Here is a 15,042-nt window from a genome sequence, read left to right on the forward strand (position 1 = left end):
GAGACCGACGACACTGGAGATAGCAATGGAAAGGGACTTATCCGGCCGCCGAGAGCGGGTTTGCATGGATGCAATCGTACTCGCCGGAGGCTACGCGACGCGCCTCTGGCCGATTACGAAACATCGGCCGAAGATGTTCCTCCCGGTCGGCGGGATGGACGTCATCGACCGTATCTTCGCCGAACTGGAGGGTGACGACCGTATCGAGGACGTCTACGTGAGTACGAACGAACGTTTCGCCCCGGAGTTCGAACGCCACATCGACGCCAGCGACTTCTCGAAGCCACGGCTCAGCGTCGAGGAGACCACCGGCGAAGACGAGAAATTCGGCGTCGTCGGCGCGCTCGCCCAACTTGTCGACCGCGAGAACGTCGACGACGATTTACTTGTTATCGCCGGCGACAACCTCATCAGCTTCCCCATCAGCGACTTTCTCGACGAGTTCGAATCGCGCGACGAACCGACCATCGCGGCCTACGACGTCGGCTCGAAGGAGCGCGCCTCCTCGTATGGACTGGTCGAACTCGACGGCGACCGCGTCGTGGACTTTCAGGAAAAGCCCGACGACCCCAAGAGCACGTTGGTGTCGATCGCTTGTTACGCCTTCCCGGCGGAAGCGCTCGCCTTCGAGGAGTACCTCGCGGGCGACAACAACCCCGACGAACCGGGATGGTTCGTCCAGTGGCTTCAGGCGACCCGCGCGGTCTACGCCTACACCTTCGACGGCGCGTGGTTCGACATTGGCACGCCCGAGAGCTACCTCGAAACCGTCGCGTGGGCGCTCGACGGCGACTCGACTGTGGCGGCCGACGCCACGGTCGAGAACAGCGAAATCGGCAGCGGCGTCCACGTCATGGACGGCGCGGTAGTGAAAAACTCGACCGTCGAGCGTTCGGTCGTCTTCCCCGACGCCACCGTCGAGAACTGTACCGTGCGCGATTCGATTCTCGACGAGGCAGTCGACGTCGCCGGTCTCGATCTCACCGAGGCGCTCGTCGGCGCGCACACGAAGATCCCCGACCGGGACTGACCACAGACCTCTTTGGCACGGCCGCCCTCGCGCGGGTATGGCATCGCGTTCGACACAGTTCGTCGCCGGTATCGCCCTACTGATCGCCGTCTCCTTCGGCGTCCACTACGCGCTGTTCGGCGCGCTGCCGGTCGGCAAGCCGGCGCTGCTCGACGACGAGGAGTAGTCTCACCCGTCGCCGAGCCACGCATCACGGATTCGCAACCGACCCCGCACGCCGTCCCACTCGGTCTCGTAATCGAGTTCGATCGGTCGGGCCATATGCGGGCCGTCGGTCACCAGTGTCTCGAACCCTCCACCCTCGCCGAGGAGGTGGACACCGTACTTTTCGTGGAGGATTTCGAGGTCGTCGAAGGCATCGGCGTCGAGCCTGCGCCCGAGCCACGATTCGTCGAGACCCGCGGCCGCCACGGCGACGACGCGAATCTCGAAGCCGGCAGCGACCATCGCGTCGGCGAGTTTTCGGGGGTCGCGCTGCCAGAGCGGGGTGTACAGTTCGATTCCGAGGCGCTCGCACAGCGCTTCGATTCGCGTCTGCTGAAACTCGCTTTCGACCGCGCCCGCGACGACGCCCGTGAGACCGCCGTCGAGGTCGTCCGCGAGGTCCGCCAGCGCGCGTTCGAGCGGTTCGAGTTCGGCGTCGCCGCGCGCACCGGAGTCGAGTTCGTCGTGGCTCCCCGATTCGACCTCGTGGAGTTCGATACCGATGCTCGCGGCGGCGAGGCCGGCGAGGTCGGTCGCCGGGACGTGGTAAAGATGGGAGTCCTCTTCGGGATGCACAGTCAGGAGTCGCGCGACGGGGAGGCCGTCGTCGAGCGCGCGATAGAGCGCCCACGCCGAGTCTTTCCCGCCCGAAAAGAGGCTCACCCATCCTGCCATGAGTGTAGTATCGGGCCGACGAACAAACGCGCTGCGGTCGGGCCGCGCCGTCGTGGATCCGAACGTTCACGGCCCCGCGCGAGGTAGGTCGCGGCGATGAACGGACACCGCTCGGGCAAACGCCCGTGGCTCGCGGCGGCGCTGGCGCTGCTCTATCCCGGACTCGGTCACGCCTACCTGCGCGAGTGGCTGCGCGCGCTTACGTGGTTCGCGCTGACGTTCGCGACCGTTGCGCTGGCGCTGCCCCAATCGGCAGTCCCGGACTCCGGTGGCGTCAGTCTCGATGCGGTCATGAGCGCGACCCGGGCGCTCCCGACGGAGGCTTCGGTCGCCATCTTCGTCCTCCTCGTGCTCAACACGGTCGATGCCTACCGTCTCGCCCGGCAGGAGAGTCGACCCGAAGAGACGGTCGTCACCGACGGCGAGCGGCGCTGTCCGAACTGTGGCCGCGAGACCGACGCCGACCTCGAATTCTGTCAGTGGTGTACCGAACCGGTCGAGACCGGCGAGTGAGCGCGGGATAGAAGCACGTCGAGACCCGAAGAAGAGTATGGGCTATGCCTGTCCCGTCTGTGAGACGCCGCAGGCCGACGCGCAACATCTCGCGAACCACCTCGCGTTCACCGCGCTGCTCGGCGACGACGACCACGAGTCGTGGCTCGACGAGCACGCACCGGGCTGGGAGGAGTCGGGCGAGGACGATCTCGCCGAGCGGGTCGAAGAAGGGGCCTCGGAAGTCGAGTACCCACGGGTCTTCGAGGACACGACTGGCCACGACCACCGCCACGGCGACGAACCCAAACCCGGAGATCTCTTCGACGAGCGCCCGACGCGCGGGCCATCCAGGGAATCGCGTCTCGACGCCGAGACCGCCGCCGCAGTCGAGCAGGCCCGCGCGATGACGCAGGACGATGGTGACGAGGAAGCGAGCGACGAGGACGAAAACGGGTAACTGCTCGCCGGACGAAGCGAGCCTATGCACACGGATGGACGCTTTGCGCCGGCCACCGAGGAGGCAGCCCGCGAGCGCTACGCAACGCTCGGACCCACGGCACAGACCGTGGTCCGGGAGGTCGCAACGGCGATGGAGTTCGACAAGGACGAGTACGACGAGCGCGTGACGAGCACGGTCGTCGAGCGGGCGCGCAACGCACTGTTTGCCTCCGCGCTCGAAATCTCCATTGGTGAGCGCGAGGCGTTCGACGACTGGCGGGCCGCCCATCCCGACTACGAATGGCACATCATCGGCAACGAGAACGTTCCCCGCATGGCGTGGCACGCCGTCCCCTTCTCCGAACAGGCAGTCGCGGCGACCTTTGCAAACGAGGAGCGTGCGGCCGTCGAGACGCTGCGCCGACAGGCATTCGGGCGGCTCTACCGCGATCTCTTCGAGTGATCTTCAGCCGGGTAAGAAGACGTTGATGACGGCGACGACGATACCGGCAAGTCCCATGCGGATACCGGCGATATACCATTTCTGACGGGATATCGAGGCCATGTACGCCCCGAACGTGAACAGAACGCCGACCGCCATCGCGACCGAGGCGAGCGTCGCCTGCAACAGCGAGAGGACTGTGTCTTCGAGTAGAAACGGCAATAGAGGGACGACGAGACCGAGAAGCGGGCCGAGACCACTCATCAGCGCGTTCACCACTTGGTTGCTCATCTTCTCGCGTTCGACGCGGGTACCGCTCAAATCGGCGAGCATCGCGTCCTCGGTCTCCTGAATCTCGGCGCGCATCTCCGCACGTTCGATCTCCCAGACGCTCCACACTCCGGAGGTGGTGAGTCCAACCGCCGCGGCGAGTCCGAGACTCACGACGGTGAGTCCGTCGGAAATTCCCGAAAGGTACGCCCCGACGGTAACGCCGACGCCGGTGAGCGCGCCGTCGAAACCGTTCGAGACGAAGTAGCGGCGCGCGATCGGTCCGACCATGCCGGTGTCGACGCGGTCGGCCAGCGAATCGTCGTCGGCCATCAGTCCTGCGCCGTCGGGACGTCCTCGACGATGTACTCGCCACAGGCGACCTGATCGACCGAGTGGACCCGCGCGCCCGTGTCCTCGACGGTCGCGCTCACCGCCTCGAAGTCGATGGCCTCCCCCTCGATGGTGAACTTGATGTTGCGGACCTCCTCGTCCATCTCCAGGAGGGTGGCGTTGACGCCATCGACGCCGTCGAGGTCGGCGATCTCCTCGGCGACCGCGAGCATGGTCGGCTCGTGTGGCTTGAGCACGTCGATGACTAACTGACGAATGGTGGCCATATCGTGCCGAACGACGTCTAACGGTAAGGGTGTGTTGATGCCGTAGCAACCGTCGTTCGTCCACTCTTACAACCGGATTCGACGGCTGCTTACGAGGAGTCGTCCTCGTCCTCTACATCCCCAGAAGTCAGGGATTGCTGGTGTGCAAACGAAAACGACGACTACTCGTCGTCGTTTTCGTCAACGTCCTCGAAGTCCGCGTCGACGTACTCCTCGTCGTCGCCGTCCCCGTCAGCGCCACCCATGTCACCCATGCCACCGGGACCGCCCGCCGCGCCGGCCCCGCCCGCACCGCCGGCGGCCTGCTGGGCAGCCTCCTGCTGTTGGTACATCTGCTTGCCGATTTCTTGCAGTTCGGTCGAGAGGGTTTCGGTCGCATCCTGGAGTTCCTCGGTCGTCGCGTCCTCGTCTTCGAGGACCTCCTCGACGTCCTCGATAGCCGCTTCGATGTCGGCCCGGAGGTCGTCGTCGACCTGCTCTTCGTTCTCCTCGAGGAGCGTGTTCGCGCGCTGGACCGAACTCTCGGCCTCGTTGCGCGCCTCGATACGCTCGCGGCGCTGCTCGTCTTCCTCGGCGTACTGCTCGGCTTCGTCCTGCATGCGGTCGATCTCGTCGTCGGAGAGGCCCGCACCGCCCTCGATGGTGATCTCCTCTGAGTTGCCCGAGCCTTGGTCGTGGGCCTCGACGTTGACGATGCCGTTCTCGTCGATGTTGAACGTCACCTCGATCTGGGGTGTCCCCGCAGGAGCGGGCGGGATGCCCGACAGCTGAAACTCACCCAACAGTTCGTTCTCGTTGGCGATCTCGCGCTCGCCCTGGAACACGCGCACCTGGACCTGAGTCTGGTTCGCCGCGGCGGTGGTGAACACCTTCGACTCCTCGGTCGGGATCGTCGTGTTCTTCTCGATGAGCCGCTCGAAGAGGCCGCCCTTGACCTCGATACCTAGCGAGAGCGGCGTGACGTCGAGCAGTACGATGTCGTCGACGTCGCCCGAGAGCACGCCACCCTGGATGGCCGCCCCCAGTGCCACGGCCTCGTCGGGGTTGACGTTCTTCTGTGGGTCCTGACCGACGAGCTCGGAGACCTCCTCTTGGACTTGGGGCATCCTCGTCGACCCGCCCACGAGGATCACCTCGTCGATGTCGTCGGCGTCGTAGCCCGCGTCGTCGAGCGCCTGCTGGGTCGGGTCCACAGTTCTGTCGATGAGGTCCGAGGTGAGCGACTCGAACGTCGCTCGGGTGAGTTTCTCCTCCAGATGGACCGGCCCCGAATCAGTCGCCGTGATGAACGGAAGGTTGATCGTCGTCTCCTTTCGGTTGGAGAGTTCGATCTTGGCCTCCTCGGCAGCATCCTTGAGCCGCTGGAGCGCCTGGCGGTCCTCGCGGAGATCGAAGCCGTGGTCCGACTCGAACTGTTCGGCGAGCCAGTCGATGACGGCCTCGTCCCAGTCGTCGCCACCCAGGTCGTTGTCGCCGTTCGTGGCGACGACCTCGTAGACCCCACCACCCAGGTCGAGCACCGAGACGTCGAAGGTCCCCCCACCGAGGTCGTAGACCATCACGGTCTGGTCGGAGTCGTCGTCCAGCCCGTAGGCCATCGACGCCGCGGTCGGCTCGTTGATGATGCGCTCGACGTCGAAGCCGGCGATCTCGCCGGCGTCCTTCGTCGCCTGGCGCTGGCTGTCCGAGAAGTAGGCAGGGACGGTGATGACGGCTTTCTCGATCTCGTCGCCGAGATACTCCTCGGCGTCGCGCTTGATCTTGCCGAGGATGAGCGCCGAGATCTCCTCGGGTGTGTAGTCCTCGCCGTCGATCTCGACGGTGTGGTCCTCGCCGATGAACCGCTTGATCGATTCGACGGTTCGATCGGGGTTCTGGATGGCCTGGTTCTTCGCGGGTTTGCCTACCAGACGCTCGTCGTCGGTGAACGCCACCACGGAGGGTGTGGTGCGGTCGCCCTCGCCGTTCACGACGATTTCGGGGTCGCCACCTTCCATCACCGCAAAGGCCGAGTTCGTCGTCCCGAGGTCGATACCGAGAATCTTGTTGCTCGCCATTGTTGGCCTCCTCTATCGGTTTGGGCCGGTTAAAAGTTGCTAGATACGCCGACCGACCCCGACGAGCCATTGGCCTCCCGGGTTGCGGTTTTCGTTTCGTGCGAACGGTCCACCCACGGCGTATAAATCGGACCGCAACACGACCGCTCGTCGTTCCTTTCCGCCTCGAAAAGGACCAAATCGCTCGGTGCCCTCATTGGAGTATGGTCGTCGCCCTCGCAATGGACTGGCGCGAACTCCTCTTCGCCAGTTGGCCCGTGGACCTCGATACCGTCGCCTCCCACCTCCCCGACGCGCTCGCGGTCGATACCCACGACGGCAGCGCGTGGCTCTCGATCGTGCCGTTCACCAACGGCTCGGTCCGCCCGCGCGGCCTGCCCGCACGGATGGGAATGAATCTCCCCGAACTCAACCTCCGGACCTACGTCACCGCCGGCGACACGCCCAGCGTCTATTTCTTCAGCCTCGACGCCGAGGGTGTCCTCGGCGTACTCGGCGCACGGCTGTTCCATCATCTTCCCTATTACTACGCGCGCATGCGCCACGAGCGCGACGCGGACGGCCGTGTTCGCTTCGCGTCTCGGCGATACCATCCCGGGGCCAGACCCGTCCACTTCGCGGCGGGCTACGAACGGATGGGCGAGAAACTCGATCCCGATCCCGACTCGCTGGTGACCTTCCTCACCGAGCGCTACCGCTTTTACACCGAAGCCCCCGACGGCACGGTGCGTTACTCGAACGTGAACCACGACCGCTGGCCGCTCTACCGGACCAACGCGACGATAACCGAGAACACGCTGTTTCGAGCCAATGGCTTCGCCGACCCGTCGGGCGAGCCGATCTGTCATTACAGTCCCGGCGTGGAGATCGTCGCTTCGCCGAGTCGGACATGGGAGGCTACTCGCTGACGGTGACCTGCGCCGGGCGGAGCACCTTCTCGCCCATCTCGTAGCCCGGGCGGTAGAGTTCGGCCACGGTGTCGTCGGGTTGGTCGCTGTCGACGCGGAGCATCACCTCGTGGCGTTTTGGGTCGACGACGTCGCCCGTGTCGGGTTCGATGGCCGTAACGTTCTCCTCGTCGAGGATCCGGTCGAACTCCTCCAGCGTGCTCTCGACGCCCGGGCGGATGTCGGCGTCCTCGCCCTGTTCGAGCGCCCGCGAGAGGTTGTCACGCACGTCGAGCAGCCGGGAGACGAGGTCTTCGGTGGCGCGCTCGCGCAACTCCTCCTGTTGGCGCTCGGTGCGCTGTTTGTAGTTCTGGAAATCCGCCTGTTTGCGCTTCAGTTTCGATTCGAGGTCGTCGACCTTCCGAGCCTGCTCCTCGACGCTCCGCTCGGCACTCGCGGCGCGCTCGCGCAGCGTACGGATCTCGTCGGCGAGTTCGTCGGGAGGGGTCTCTTCGACGTGTGCTGTGAGGTTCTCGGACTCGTCGGTCACGGTATCGGCGTTCGTCCCGGTCTCGTCCTCGATCGGGATTTCCTCGGCCGATTCGTCGGCTCCGACGTCGTTGTCGCTCATGGTCGAACGGAGTCGATACACGGACAAAAGGATTCAGAAAGCCGACTGCGGGCCGTGCGTCAATCGAGGAAGCGATAGTACTGCTCGAAGACGTCCCTGTCGGAGACGAGTTGGATATGTTCTTGGTAGCCCGAGTTCTCGCTACGGACCACGTCGACCGACGCGGCCAGCGAATCGGGAAGCGCGGCGTACTCGTCGGGGGCGATGAGTTCGTCGGCGCTGCTCCAGAGCGCCAAGTAATCGACGCCCTCCGCGAGCGTGCCGTCGTTCAACTCCGTGAGAAAGTCACTGCCCGGGATCATGTCACGACCGCCGTCGGTCAGCGCCCCGAGGTAGGCGACGTAAGTGCCCTGATGGGGCGTCCCGAGCGTCACGAGGTCGTCGACGTACTGCGCGGCATCCAACTTCTCGATGGCCCACCGCGAGTCGAGCCCGCCCATCGAGTGCGCGACGACGTCGACCTCGCTTCCGTGCTCGTCGCCGATGGCCGCGAGACGGTCTGCGACCACCTCGGCGTACTCGGTGGGCGAATCGACGGTCGTCCCGGGGACGTCGCCGAGGTCGGCGCGGTGGACGTTCTCAGTGGTATAGCCCACCTCTCGAAAGTACGATTTGAGGACGTCCCACCACGGCGTGTCCTCGGTATCGGCATAACCGTTGACGAGCAACACGGGTTCGTCGCCCGGCGATCCGTCGTCGGCCGCGGCGGTACCCACGGTCGAGACGCCGAGTGCAGTAGCGGCCGCGACACCCACACCTTTGAGAACGGACCGCCGCGTGGTCGGTTCGGTAGCGTTCATTATCGAACGAATCGTCGGGCCGAACCACGCATACGTCTGCTTCCGGGTACCGCTGGGTGTTTTTATGCACGCCGATACCTCGATCCCGGAGCCCCACACGCCGGACCGACGCTCCGGCGGCACAGTGACCGTGCGGGCGGCGTGGTTTTACGAACACGAGGCGTAGCTTCCGTGTCATGAGTGAACAAGACAGGGATTGGGACGAGTTCGACCCGGAGGCGCGCGAGGAGCGCGAAATCGGCCGTGAGATGGTCTCGAAGAGCACGGGATTGGGATCGGTCGTCGCCCACTTCTATCGGGGCGAGATGAGCGTCGTCACGACGTGGCGAACCCGCCTCGACGAGACCATCAACTGGGCAGTGACGATCATCTCCGCAATCTTGATCTACGCCTTCTCGACGGACGGCAATCACGTGATCCTGCTCGCCGGCATGGTCGTCATCAGCATGTTCCTCGGCATCGAAGCCCGGCGCTATCAGGCCTACGACGTCTATCGTGCGCGGGCGCGACTGATGCAAGAGAACCTCTTTGCGAACACGCTCGACCCGTCACAGGGCGTCGAACACCGCGACTGGCGGCGCGAGCTCAGCGACGACTACCGGAATCCGACCATCAAGACACCCTACCTCGAAGCGCTCGGGCGGCGACTCCGCCGGATCTATCTCCCGCTGTTCGCGCTGATGCTCGCCGCGTGGCTGTTCAAGATCACGGCCTTCTCGGCCGGCCGATCGTGGCTCGATACGGCCGCCGTGGGAAGCGTACCCGGAACAGTCGTGTTCGGTGTCGTCGGCGTGTTCTACCTCGTCATGGTCGCCATCGCGTTCTGGCCGCGCGAGCGCCACTCGAAGGGCGAGTTCGGCGACGTCGAGCACGGCGAGTGGAAGAACACCGATTAACGCCTCGCGCCCGGAGGAAGGCCGTGGCGGACGTCACGCTCACCTTCGAGGACGGCACCATCCGCGTCGAGAGCGGCGCGGACCTCGACCTCCCCGTCGAGAGCGACCCGCGCTCGAAGACGGCCCGTGCGCCCGCCGTGCGTTACGCGGCGCTTGTCGACGCGCTCGACAATCACGATGTCGACTACGACGACCGCGTGCTCGACGCACCAGCGCTCGACGTGGCCTCGGACTACGAGCTTCGGGACTACCAACGGGAAGCGCTCGGTGCGTGGCGCGCGAACGACCATCGAGGAGTGCTCGAACTCCCCACCGGCAGCGGGAAGACCGTCATCGGTATCGAAGCCATCGAAACCCTCCGAACGACGGCGCTCGTCGTCGTTCCAACGATCGATCTGCTTGAGCAGTGGCGGCGCGAACTCGAAACCGAGTTCGGGGGTCCGATAGGTCAACTCGGCGGCGGCGAACAGCACGTCGAAGCGCTCACCGTTTCGACCTACGATTCGGCCTATCTGCGCGCCGAGGACATCGGCGACCGGTTCGGTCTCGTGGTGTTCGACGAGGTCCACCATCTTGGGGGGAGGGGCTACCGCGACATCGCCCGGCTACTCGCCGCGCCCGCCAGATTGGGCCTCACGGCAACCTTCGAGCGCTCCGACGGCGCACACGAAGTCATCGAAGAACTCTGTGGCCCGCTCGTCCACCGCATCGCGCCCGACGAACTCGCCGGGAACCATCTCGCGGCCTACGACATCAAGCGCCTCGACGTCTCGCTGACCGACGACGAACGCGCGGAGTACGACCGGCATCGAGAGACCTTCACGAACTACCTCGCTCGGTCGAACCTCGACATGAACAGTGGGGACGACTACCGAAAACTCGTCATGCGCTCGGGATCGGACCCGGAGGCCCGGAAAGCGCTGCTCGCCAACCAACGCGCCCGCGAGATAGCGTCGAACGCCGACGCCAAAATCGAAACGCTCGCCGACATCCTCGACCGCCACCGCGAGGACCGGCTCATCGTCTTCACCGCGCACAACGACCTCGTCTATCGCCTCTCCGAACGATTTCTCGTCCCCGCCATCACCCACCAGACGGGCGCGGACGAACGCCGCGAAATCCTCGAAAAGTTCCGTGCCGGCGAGTATTCGCGCGTCGTCACGGCGAACGTCCTCGACGAGGGCGTCGACGTGCCGGACGCAAACGTCGCGGTCGTTCTCTCGGGCAGCGGCTCCGAACGCGAGTTCACCCAGCGCCTCGGTCGGATTTTGCGCCCGAAGGAAGACGGCGGGCGGGCGCTGCTCTACGAGGTCGTCACCGAGGAGACCGCCGAGGAGCGCGTCGCCGAGCGGCGGCGGTGACGAGAGGGTTTAGAGGGCCGCCACCCAATCAGGACCGTGCTCACGAAGGACCTCCGCCGGGTGTCGCGGGCGGGCGGTGGCTACCACCCGCAGTTCACCGACAGGGAGGACCGCCCGCTCGCCGCACGGGTCATCGGGGTCTATCAGGGCCACGTCGGCTCCCCGAGGACGGACCTCGACGACGCGCTTGAAGACCTCGAACGCGAGGCCGACGATTTCAAACTCGTTCGCGGGTTCGCCAAACTCGTCGAGCGAGAAGCCACCTTCGAGACCCGTAGCGAACTGGTCCCCGAGCGCGCCCGCAGCGCCGCCTTCGCTGCCGCCGAATCGATCGGCGTCGTGACTGAAGCCGACCGCGAGCGGACGCTCTCGCGGGCCGCGGACCGACTCGACGCCACACCGAAAAGCGTCGCACGGTCGCTCTACGCCGACCTCGACGAACGGCAGGTTCTGGTGAGCCTCGACGTACCGTGGGACCCGGCCGAACTCTGCGCGCAGTACGACCTCTCGCTGGCCCAGACAGTGTTGTTCGACGCGACCGAGCTGCGGGTGCGGAGTTCGGACCCGAAAGCGCTCGTTTCGGCGATCAAACGCCTGCGATTGCTCTACGAGATCCGGAAGACCGACGCGGGTAGCTCCGGTGCACTCTCCGAGCGCGAGGTCCGCGTGACGGGTCCGGATAGTCTATTCCGCCGGACCAGACGCTACGGCACCCGGTTCGCCCGGCTGCTCAGAAGCGTCACGAAAGCGGGCGAGTGGGATCTCACGGCGACCATCGACGACCGCGGGACCGAGCGCGAACTCCGACTCACGCAGGCCGACCTCACACCCCCGGAAACCGAGCCGGTGGTCGAAGTCGACTACGACAGCGGCGTCGAGGCCGATTTCGCCGCGCGCTTCGCGGCGCTCGACCTCGACTGGAACCTCACCCGCGAACCCGAACCGCTCGAAACCGGCGCACGGGTCATGATTCCCGACTTTTCCTTCGAGTGGAAACACAGCAATTTTCGAGTGTTCTTCGAGATAATGGGCTTTTGGACGCCCGAGTACGTCGCAAAGAAACTCGCCCAGATCGAGGGGCTGGAGGACGTTTCGCTGCTGGTCGCCGTCGACGAATCGCTCGGCGTCGGCGAGCAGCTCGAAGCGCGCGACGCGCGCGCCATCCCCTACTCGAAAACCGTGCGGCTACGTGATGCCCGTGACGCGCTCCGGAAGTACGAAAACCAGTTGAACGCCGAGAGCGCGGCGACGCTGTCCGACGCACTCGTTCCTCAGGAGAGGGTGATTTCACTGACGGCGCTCGCCGCGAAACACGGCGTGAGCGAGCGCGCCATCGAGGGGAAGGAGTTCCCCGAGCACGAACTTGTCGGCCGGACGCTCGTCCGCCCCGCCGTCCTCTCGGCGCTCGAAGACGCCATCGAACCCGGGATGGCGCTTTCGGCGGTCGAAGAGCGACTCGCCGAGGTGGGTCTCGACGACGCGAGCGCGGTGCTCTCGCGGCTCGGCTATCGAGTGGAATGGGAGGGCCTGAGCGGCGGCACCGTTCGGGAGAAAGGGTGAGTTACGGCGACGCACTCGATTCGGCGGGGCGGATGTCGCGGTAGAAGGCGACCCCGTAAGTCATCGAGAACGCACCGACGACGCCGGTGAGTGCGACGAACACGACGGCAGCCACGATCGCCACGCCCGGCGAAAGCGTCGGCAGGCCACCGGCGGCCTGTGGAGCCTGAAACAGCGCGAACACCGCTCCGAAGATACCGAAGACGCTGCCGATGAGCGCGAGTACGAGCGTATAGCCGAGCGTGCTGAGTTTGTTGGCGCGGACCGCCCCGACGCTGCGCTTGAAGCCAGCGACGGCACCTACGTCGTCGAGCACGATCGCCTGTCCGAAGAACTGGATGAAAAAGAAGAGGAGGAAGTACAACACGAACGCGACCAGCACGACGCCGACGATGCCGAGGAACGCGGCTCCGCCGAGTGCATCGCCACCGGTAGCGAAGACGGCAAAGCCGCCAACGGCACCGATGGCGGCCAGCGCAACGACGTACACTATTCCCACAACCAGCAGGATGAAAAACGCGCCGAGCAACGAGACGTAGTTCGCCTTCCCGGCGCTCACGAACGTCCCGAGGCTCGTGGTCCCCTCGACCGCCTCGTTGCCCATCCCGATGATACCGCCGAAGAAGAACGGATAGAGAACGAGAAAGAGCAGCGAGAGCAGTCCGGACGCGACCACGATGGCGACCGAATCGACCGACTGGACGAGGAGCTGTGGTAGTTGGATGAGGCCGAGCACCAACGCGATGACGACGAGGATCGGGTTCCGTACCACCGCAGCGACCGTCTGCCGTCCTGCCGATATCGCACCCATACCAACGATACATTCAGACACGCCATAAATAGTTTATTGTCGACATCAAACCTCGACAGAGAGGCTCGCCAGTGCGGGCTGTATCACAGTCACTATCAGGTTCACGACCGGCGTTCGACCATGAACCCGTGGTTCACGCTCGTCGTCGCCGGGCTGTTCGAGGTAGGATGGGCCATCGGTCTCGAATACTCGCAGGGTCTCTCGAAGCTCCTGCCGAGCCTGCTCACCGTCGTCTCGCTCGTCGTCAGCATGGTGTTGCTGGCACAGGCGGTCCAATCGCTGCCCATCGGGACGGCCTACGCGGTCTGGACCGGCATCGGAGCCGTCGGCGCGGCGACTCTTGGGGTAGTCCTGTTCGACGAACCGTCGAGCGCCGCCCGCGTGGGGTTCATCTCACTTATCGTCGTTGGCGTCGTCGGATTGAACTTCACCCAGTGAGGTCGCGCCGACGACCCTTCGGCACCTGTGAGCGGAGTTCGCCGTCGATGAACAGCCCGACGCCGAGCGGTTCGCGCTCGCCGGCGATAGCGTGGGCGGCGACGAGATAGCCCCAGTCGCCGTCCCAGTCCACAGGCTGGTCCTCGCCGGCGACGAATCGCTGCGCCTCCTGCCGACCGAGTTCGACGACGTTTCTCCTCGCGTGCCGACCGAAACGCTGGACCGCGTCGGTGGTCGGTTTCCAGTGCTCTTGGCGCGTGCGAAGGAACATCATCCCGAGCGCCTCGATCTCGAGCGGCCCCGCCATCTCACCGCGAAACGCCCAGAGCTTCCCGCCACCCTTCTCCCAGAAGGAGTAGCCCTCGAAGGTTTCGGGAGCGATTCCGTAGCGCTCGTCCCAGAAATCGAGCACTTCCCGCCGGGTGGCTCGACCCTCGACGGTGCGTGCGTCGGCTGTCGCGGGCAGACGGTCGAACCGCGAGCCGTCGTTCGTTCCGTCGCTCATCCGCCGACCTCCACCTTCGCACAGAAGAAGCCACCCGTGTCGTTCAGATGGGGATAGATGCGTTTTGCCTTCCGCACGCTCTCGTCGAATTTCTTGCCCTGCCATTCGGTGATTCCGGGCCGAGTTTCGAGATCACAGGAAAAATCGACGAGTCGGCAGTCTTCGGCCGAAAGAACGCTGTCGAGGACGGCCTCGTTCTCCTCCGGTGCGAACGTGCAGGTCGAGTACACCACGACACCACCCCGACGGGTCGCCTGTACCGCCCGCCGGAGGATGGATTCTTGGATCGCGGCGACCGATTCGACGTAGGAGAGCGACCACTCGGCGAGCGCGTCCGGGTTCTTCCGGATCGTGCCCTCGCACGAACACGGCGCGTCGACGAGCGCGCGATCGAACGCGTCGAACGCGAACGGCTTGAGCGAGTAGTTCCGCCCGTCGCGGTTCGTCACCGCCATCGAGGTGACGCCGAGGCGCTCGGCGTTGAATCTGAGGGCAGAAAGCCGACCCAGGTTCCGGTCGTTCGCCACGACGAATGCCTTCTCGTCGGCGAGGGCAGCGAGTTGGGTCGCCTTCCCGCCGGGGGCGGCACAGGCCGCCCAGACGCGATCGCCGGGTTGGGGATCACAGACGAGCGCCGGCAGCGCCGAGACTTCCTCCTGGCCGTGGAGCCAGCCGTGATAGGCCCCCCACGTCCGGCCCGGACTGGCCGAATCGAGCCGGAGAAGGCTGGGATGCCACTCCGTGGGTTCGTAGCCCACGCCCTCCGCGTCGAGTGCGGCCATCGCCCGCTTGGGCGTCGCCTTGATCTCGTTCACCCGGACGACGGAGGGCAGCGGGCGCTCACAGGCCGCACGGAACGCCGCGAAATCGTCGACGAGCGGTTCGTATCGTTCGAGAACGTCCATTGGGAACCCATCCGTCC

The 15,042-nt window shown here is 65.4% G+C and carries 19 protein-coding genes; 10 read left to right on the forward strand and 9 right to left on the reverse strand.

Annotation, left to right across the window (positions count from 1 at the left end; translation table 11 throughout):
* The first annotated feature begins 64 nt into the window (after nt 1–64).
* Together ACP97_RS08430 and ACP97_RS21030 are read left to right on the forward strand one after the other, a co-directional pair.
* Nucleotides 65–1,030, forward strand: a complete 966-nt coding sequence (locus ACP97_RS08430; RefSeq protein WP_049997395.1) for a sugar phosphate nucleotidyltransferase — start codon at nt 65–67, stop codon at nt 1,028–1,030.
* A gap of 37 nt (nt 1,031–1,067) precedes the next feature.
* Nucleotides 1,068–1,196, forward strand: coding sequence for a hypothetical protein (locus tag ACP97_RS21030; RefSeq protein ID WP_272913443.1), 129 nt, complete (start codon nt 1,068–1,070; stop codon nt 1,194–1,196).
* Nucleotides 1,197–1,198: 2 nt separating this feature from the next.
* Here ACP97_RS21030 and ACP97_RS08435 read toward each other — a convergent pair whose 3' ends face one another.
* Nucleotides 1,199–1,909, reverse strand: a complete 711-nt coding sequence (locus ACP97_RS08435; protein ID WP_049997396.1) for a diphthine--ammonia ligase — start codon at nt 1,907–1,909, stop codon at nt 1,199–1,201.
* A 96-nt stretch (nt 1,910–2,005) separates the two neighbouring features.
* Between ACP97_RS08435 and ACP97_RS08440 the strand changes: the two genes are divergently transcribed.
* Genes ACP97_RS08440 through ACP97_RS08450 form a run of 3 tightly spaced genes read left to right on the forward strand, consistent with a single transcriptional unit; the run spans nt 2,006 to nt 3,305 of the window.
* The gene (locus ACP97_RS08440; protein ID WP_049997397.1) at nt 2,006–2,422 is read left to right on the forward strand and encodes a zinc ribbon domain-containing protein; all 417 of its coding nucleotides are present in this window, start codon (nt 2,006–2,008) and stop codon (nt 2,420–2,422) included.
* Between the two features lie 37 nt (nt 2,423–2,459).
* On the forward strand, nt 2,460–2,861 hold the full coding sequence (locus ACP97_RS08445; RefSeq protein WP_049997398.1) for a DUF5810 domain-containing protein: 402 nt from the start codon (nt 2,460–2,462) through the stop codon (nt 2,859–2,861).
* A 24-nt stretch (nt 2,862–2,885) separates the two neighbouring features.
* Entirely contained in the window at nt 2,886–3,305 is a 420-nt protein-coding gene (locus ACP97_RS08450; RefSeq protein ID WP_049997399.1) for a DUF5809 family protein, read from the forward strand.
* 3 nt (nt 3,306–3,308) lie between these two features.
* Here ACP97_RS08450 and ACP97_RS08455 read toward each other — a convergent pair whose 3' ends face one another.
* From ACP97_RS08455 to dnaK, 3 genes are all read right to left on the reverse strand, one after another.
* Nucleotides 3,309–3,887, reverse strand: a complete 579-nt coding sequence (locus ACP97_RS08455) for a VIT1/CCC1 transporter family protein (RefSeq protein ID WP_049997400.1) — start codon at nt 3,885–3,887, stop codon at nt 3,309–3,311.
* Nucleotides 3,887–4,174 (reverse strand): DUF211 domain-containing protein, encoded by a 288-nt coding sequence (locus ACP97_RS08460; protein ID WP_049997401.1) that lies wholly within the window; start codon nt 4,172–4,174, stop codon nt 3,887–3,889. Before ACP97_RS08460 ends, ACP97_RS08455 begins: the two co-directional genes overlap by 1 nt.
* Before the next feature lie 161 nt (nt 4,175–4,335).
* Nucleotides 4,336–6,231, reverse strand: a complete 1,896-nt coding sequence (gene dnaK, locus ACP97_RS08465; RefSeq protein ID WP_049997402.1) for a molecular chaperone DnaK — start codon at nt 6,229–6,231, stop codon at nt 4,336–4,338.
* Nucleotides 6,232–6,434: 203 nt separating this feature from the next.
* On the opposite strand from dnaK, the gene ACP97_RS08470 reads away from it, so the two are divergent.
* Nucleotides 6,435–7,139 (forward strand): YqjF family protein, encoded by a 705-nt coding sequence (locus tag ACP97_RS08470; RefSeq protein WP_049997403.1) that lies wholly within the window; start codon nt 6,435–6,437, stop codon nt 7,137–7,139.
* On the opposite strand, the gene grpE is transcribed toward ACP97_RS08470, so the two are convergent.
* The gene (grpE, locus tag ACP97_RS08475; RefSeq protein ID WP_049997404.1) at nt 7,129–7,749 is read right to left on the reverse strand and encodes a nucleotide exchange factor GrpE; all 621 of its coding nucleotides are present in this window, start codon (nt 7,747–7,749) and stop codon (nt 7,129–7,131) included. The genes ACP97_RS08470 and grpE overlap by 11 nt on opposite strands.
* 59 nt (nt 7,750–7,808) lie before the next feature.
* Nucleotides 7,809–8,549: an esterase/lipase family protein gene (locus ACP97_RS08480; RefSeq protein WP_049997405.1), complete on the reverse strand. Its 741-nt coding sequence runs from the start codon at nt 8,547–8,549 to the stop codon at nt 7,809–7,811.
* A gap of 176 nt (nt 8,550–8,725) precedes the next feature.
* Here ACP97_RS08480 and ACP97_RS08485 point away from each other — a divergent pair, with 176 nt between their 5' ends.
* From ACP97_RS08485 to ACP97_RS08495, 3 genes are read left to right on the forward strand one after another with little or no spacing between them, the layout of a single operon-like run.
* Nucleotides 8,726–9,445: a DUF2270 domain-containing protein gene (locus ACP97_RS08485; protein ID WP_049997406.1), complete on the forward strand. Its 720-nt coding sequence runs from the start codon at nt 8,726–8,728 to the stop codon at nt 9,443–9,445.
* Nucleotides 9,446–9,468: 23 nt separating this feature from the next.
* Nucleotides 9,469–10,806, forward strand: coding sequence for a DEAD/DEAH box helicase family protein (locus ACP97_RS08490; RefSeq protein WP_049997407.1), 1,338 nt, complete (start codon nt 9,469–9,471; stop codon nt 10,804–10,806).
* Nucleotides 10,807–10,842: 36 nt separating this feature from the next.
* Nucleotides 10,843–12,366: a DUF790 family protein gene (locus tag ACP97_RS08495; RefSeq protein WP_049997408.1), complete on the forward strand. Its 1,524-nt coding sequence runs from the start codon at nt 10,843–10,845 to the stop codon at nt 12,364–12,366.
* Nucleotide 12,367: 1 nt separating this feature from the next.
* On the opposite strand, the gene ACP97_RS08500 is transcribed toward ACP97_RS08495, so the two are convergent.
* Nucleotides 12,368–13,177, reverse strand: coding sequence for a DUF7847 domain-containing protein (locus tag ACP97_RS08500; protein ID WP_049997409.1), 810 nt, complete (start codon nt 13,175–13,177; stop codon nt 12,368–12,370).
* A gap of 120 nt (nt 13,178–13,297) precedes the next feature.
* Here ACP97_RS08500 and sugE point away from each other — a divergent pair, with 120 nt between their 5' ends.
* Nucleotides 13,298–13,615, forward strand: a complete 318-nt coding sequence (gene sugE, locus ACP97_RS08505; protein ID WP_049997410.1) for a quaternary ammonium compound efflux SMR transporter SugE — start codon at nt 13,298–13,300, stop codon at nt 13,613–13,615.
* On the opposite strand, the gene ACP97_RS08510 is transcribed toward sugE, so the two are convergent.
* The gene (locus ACP97_RS08510; protein ID WP_049997411.1) at nt 13,605–14,120 is read right to left on the reverse strand and encodes a DUF7122 family protein; all 516 of its coding nucleotides are present in this window, start codon (nt 14,118–14,120) and stop codon (nt 13,605–13,607) included. The two genes, sugE and ACP97_RS08510, sit on opposite strands and share 11 nt — an antisense overlap.
* Nucleotides 14,117–15,025: an RsmB/NOP family class I SAM-dependent RNA methyltransferase gene (locus ACP97_RS08515; RefSeq protein WP_049997412.1), complete on the reverse strand. Its 909-nt coding sequence runs from the start codon at nt 15,023–15,025 to the stop codon at nt 14,117–14,119. The genes ACP97_RS08510 and ACP97_RS08515 overlap by 4 nt, the downstream gene beginning before the upstream one ends.
* Between the last annotated feature and the right edge of the window lie 17 nt (nt 15,026–15,042).

This window comes from Halococcus sediminicola, from assembly GCF_000755245.1.
GTDB classification, from domain to species: domain Archaea; phylum Halobacteriota; class Halobacteria; order Halobacteriales; family Halococcaceae; genus Halococcus; species Halococcus sediminicola.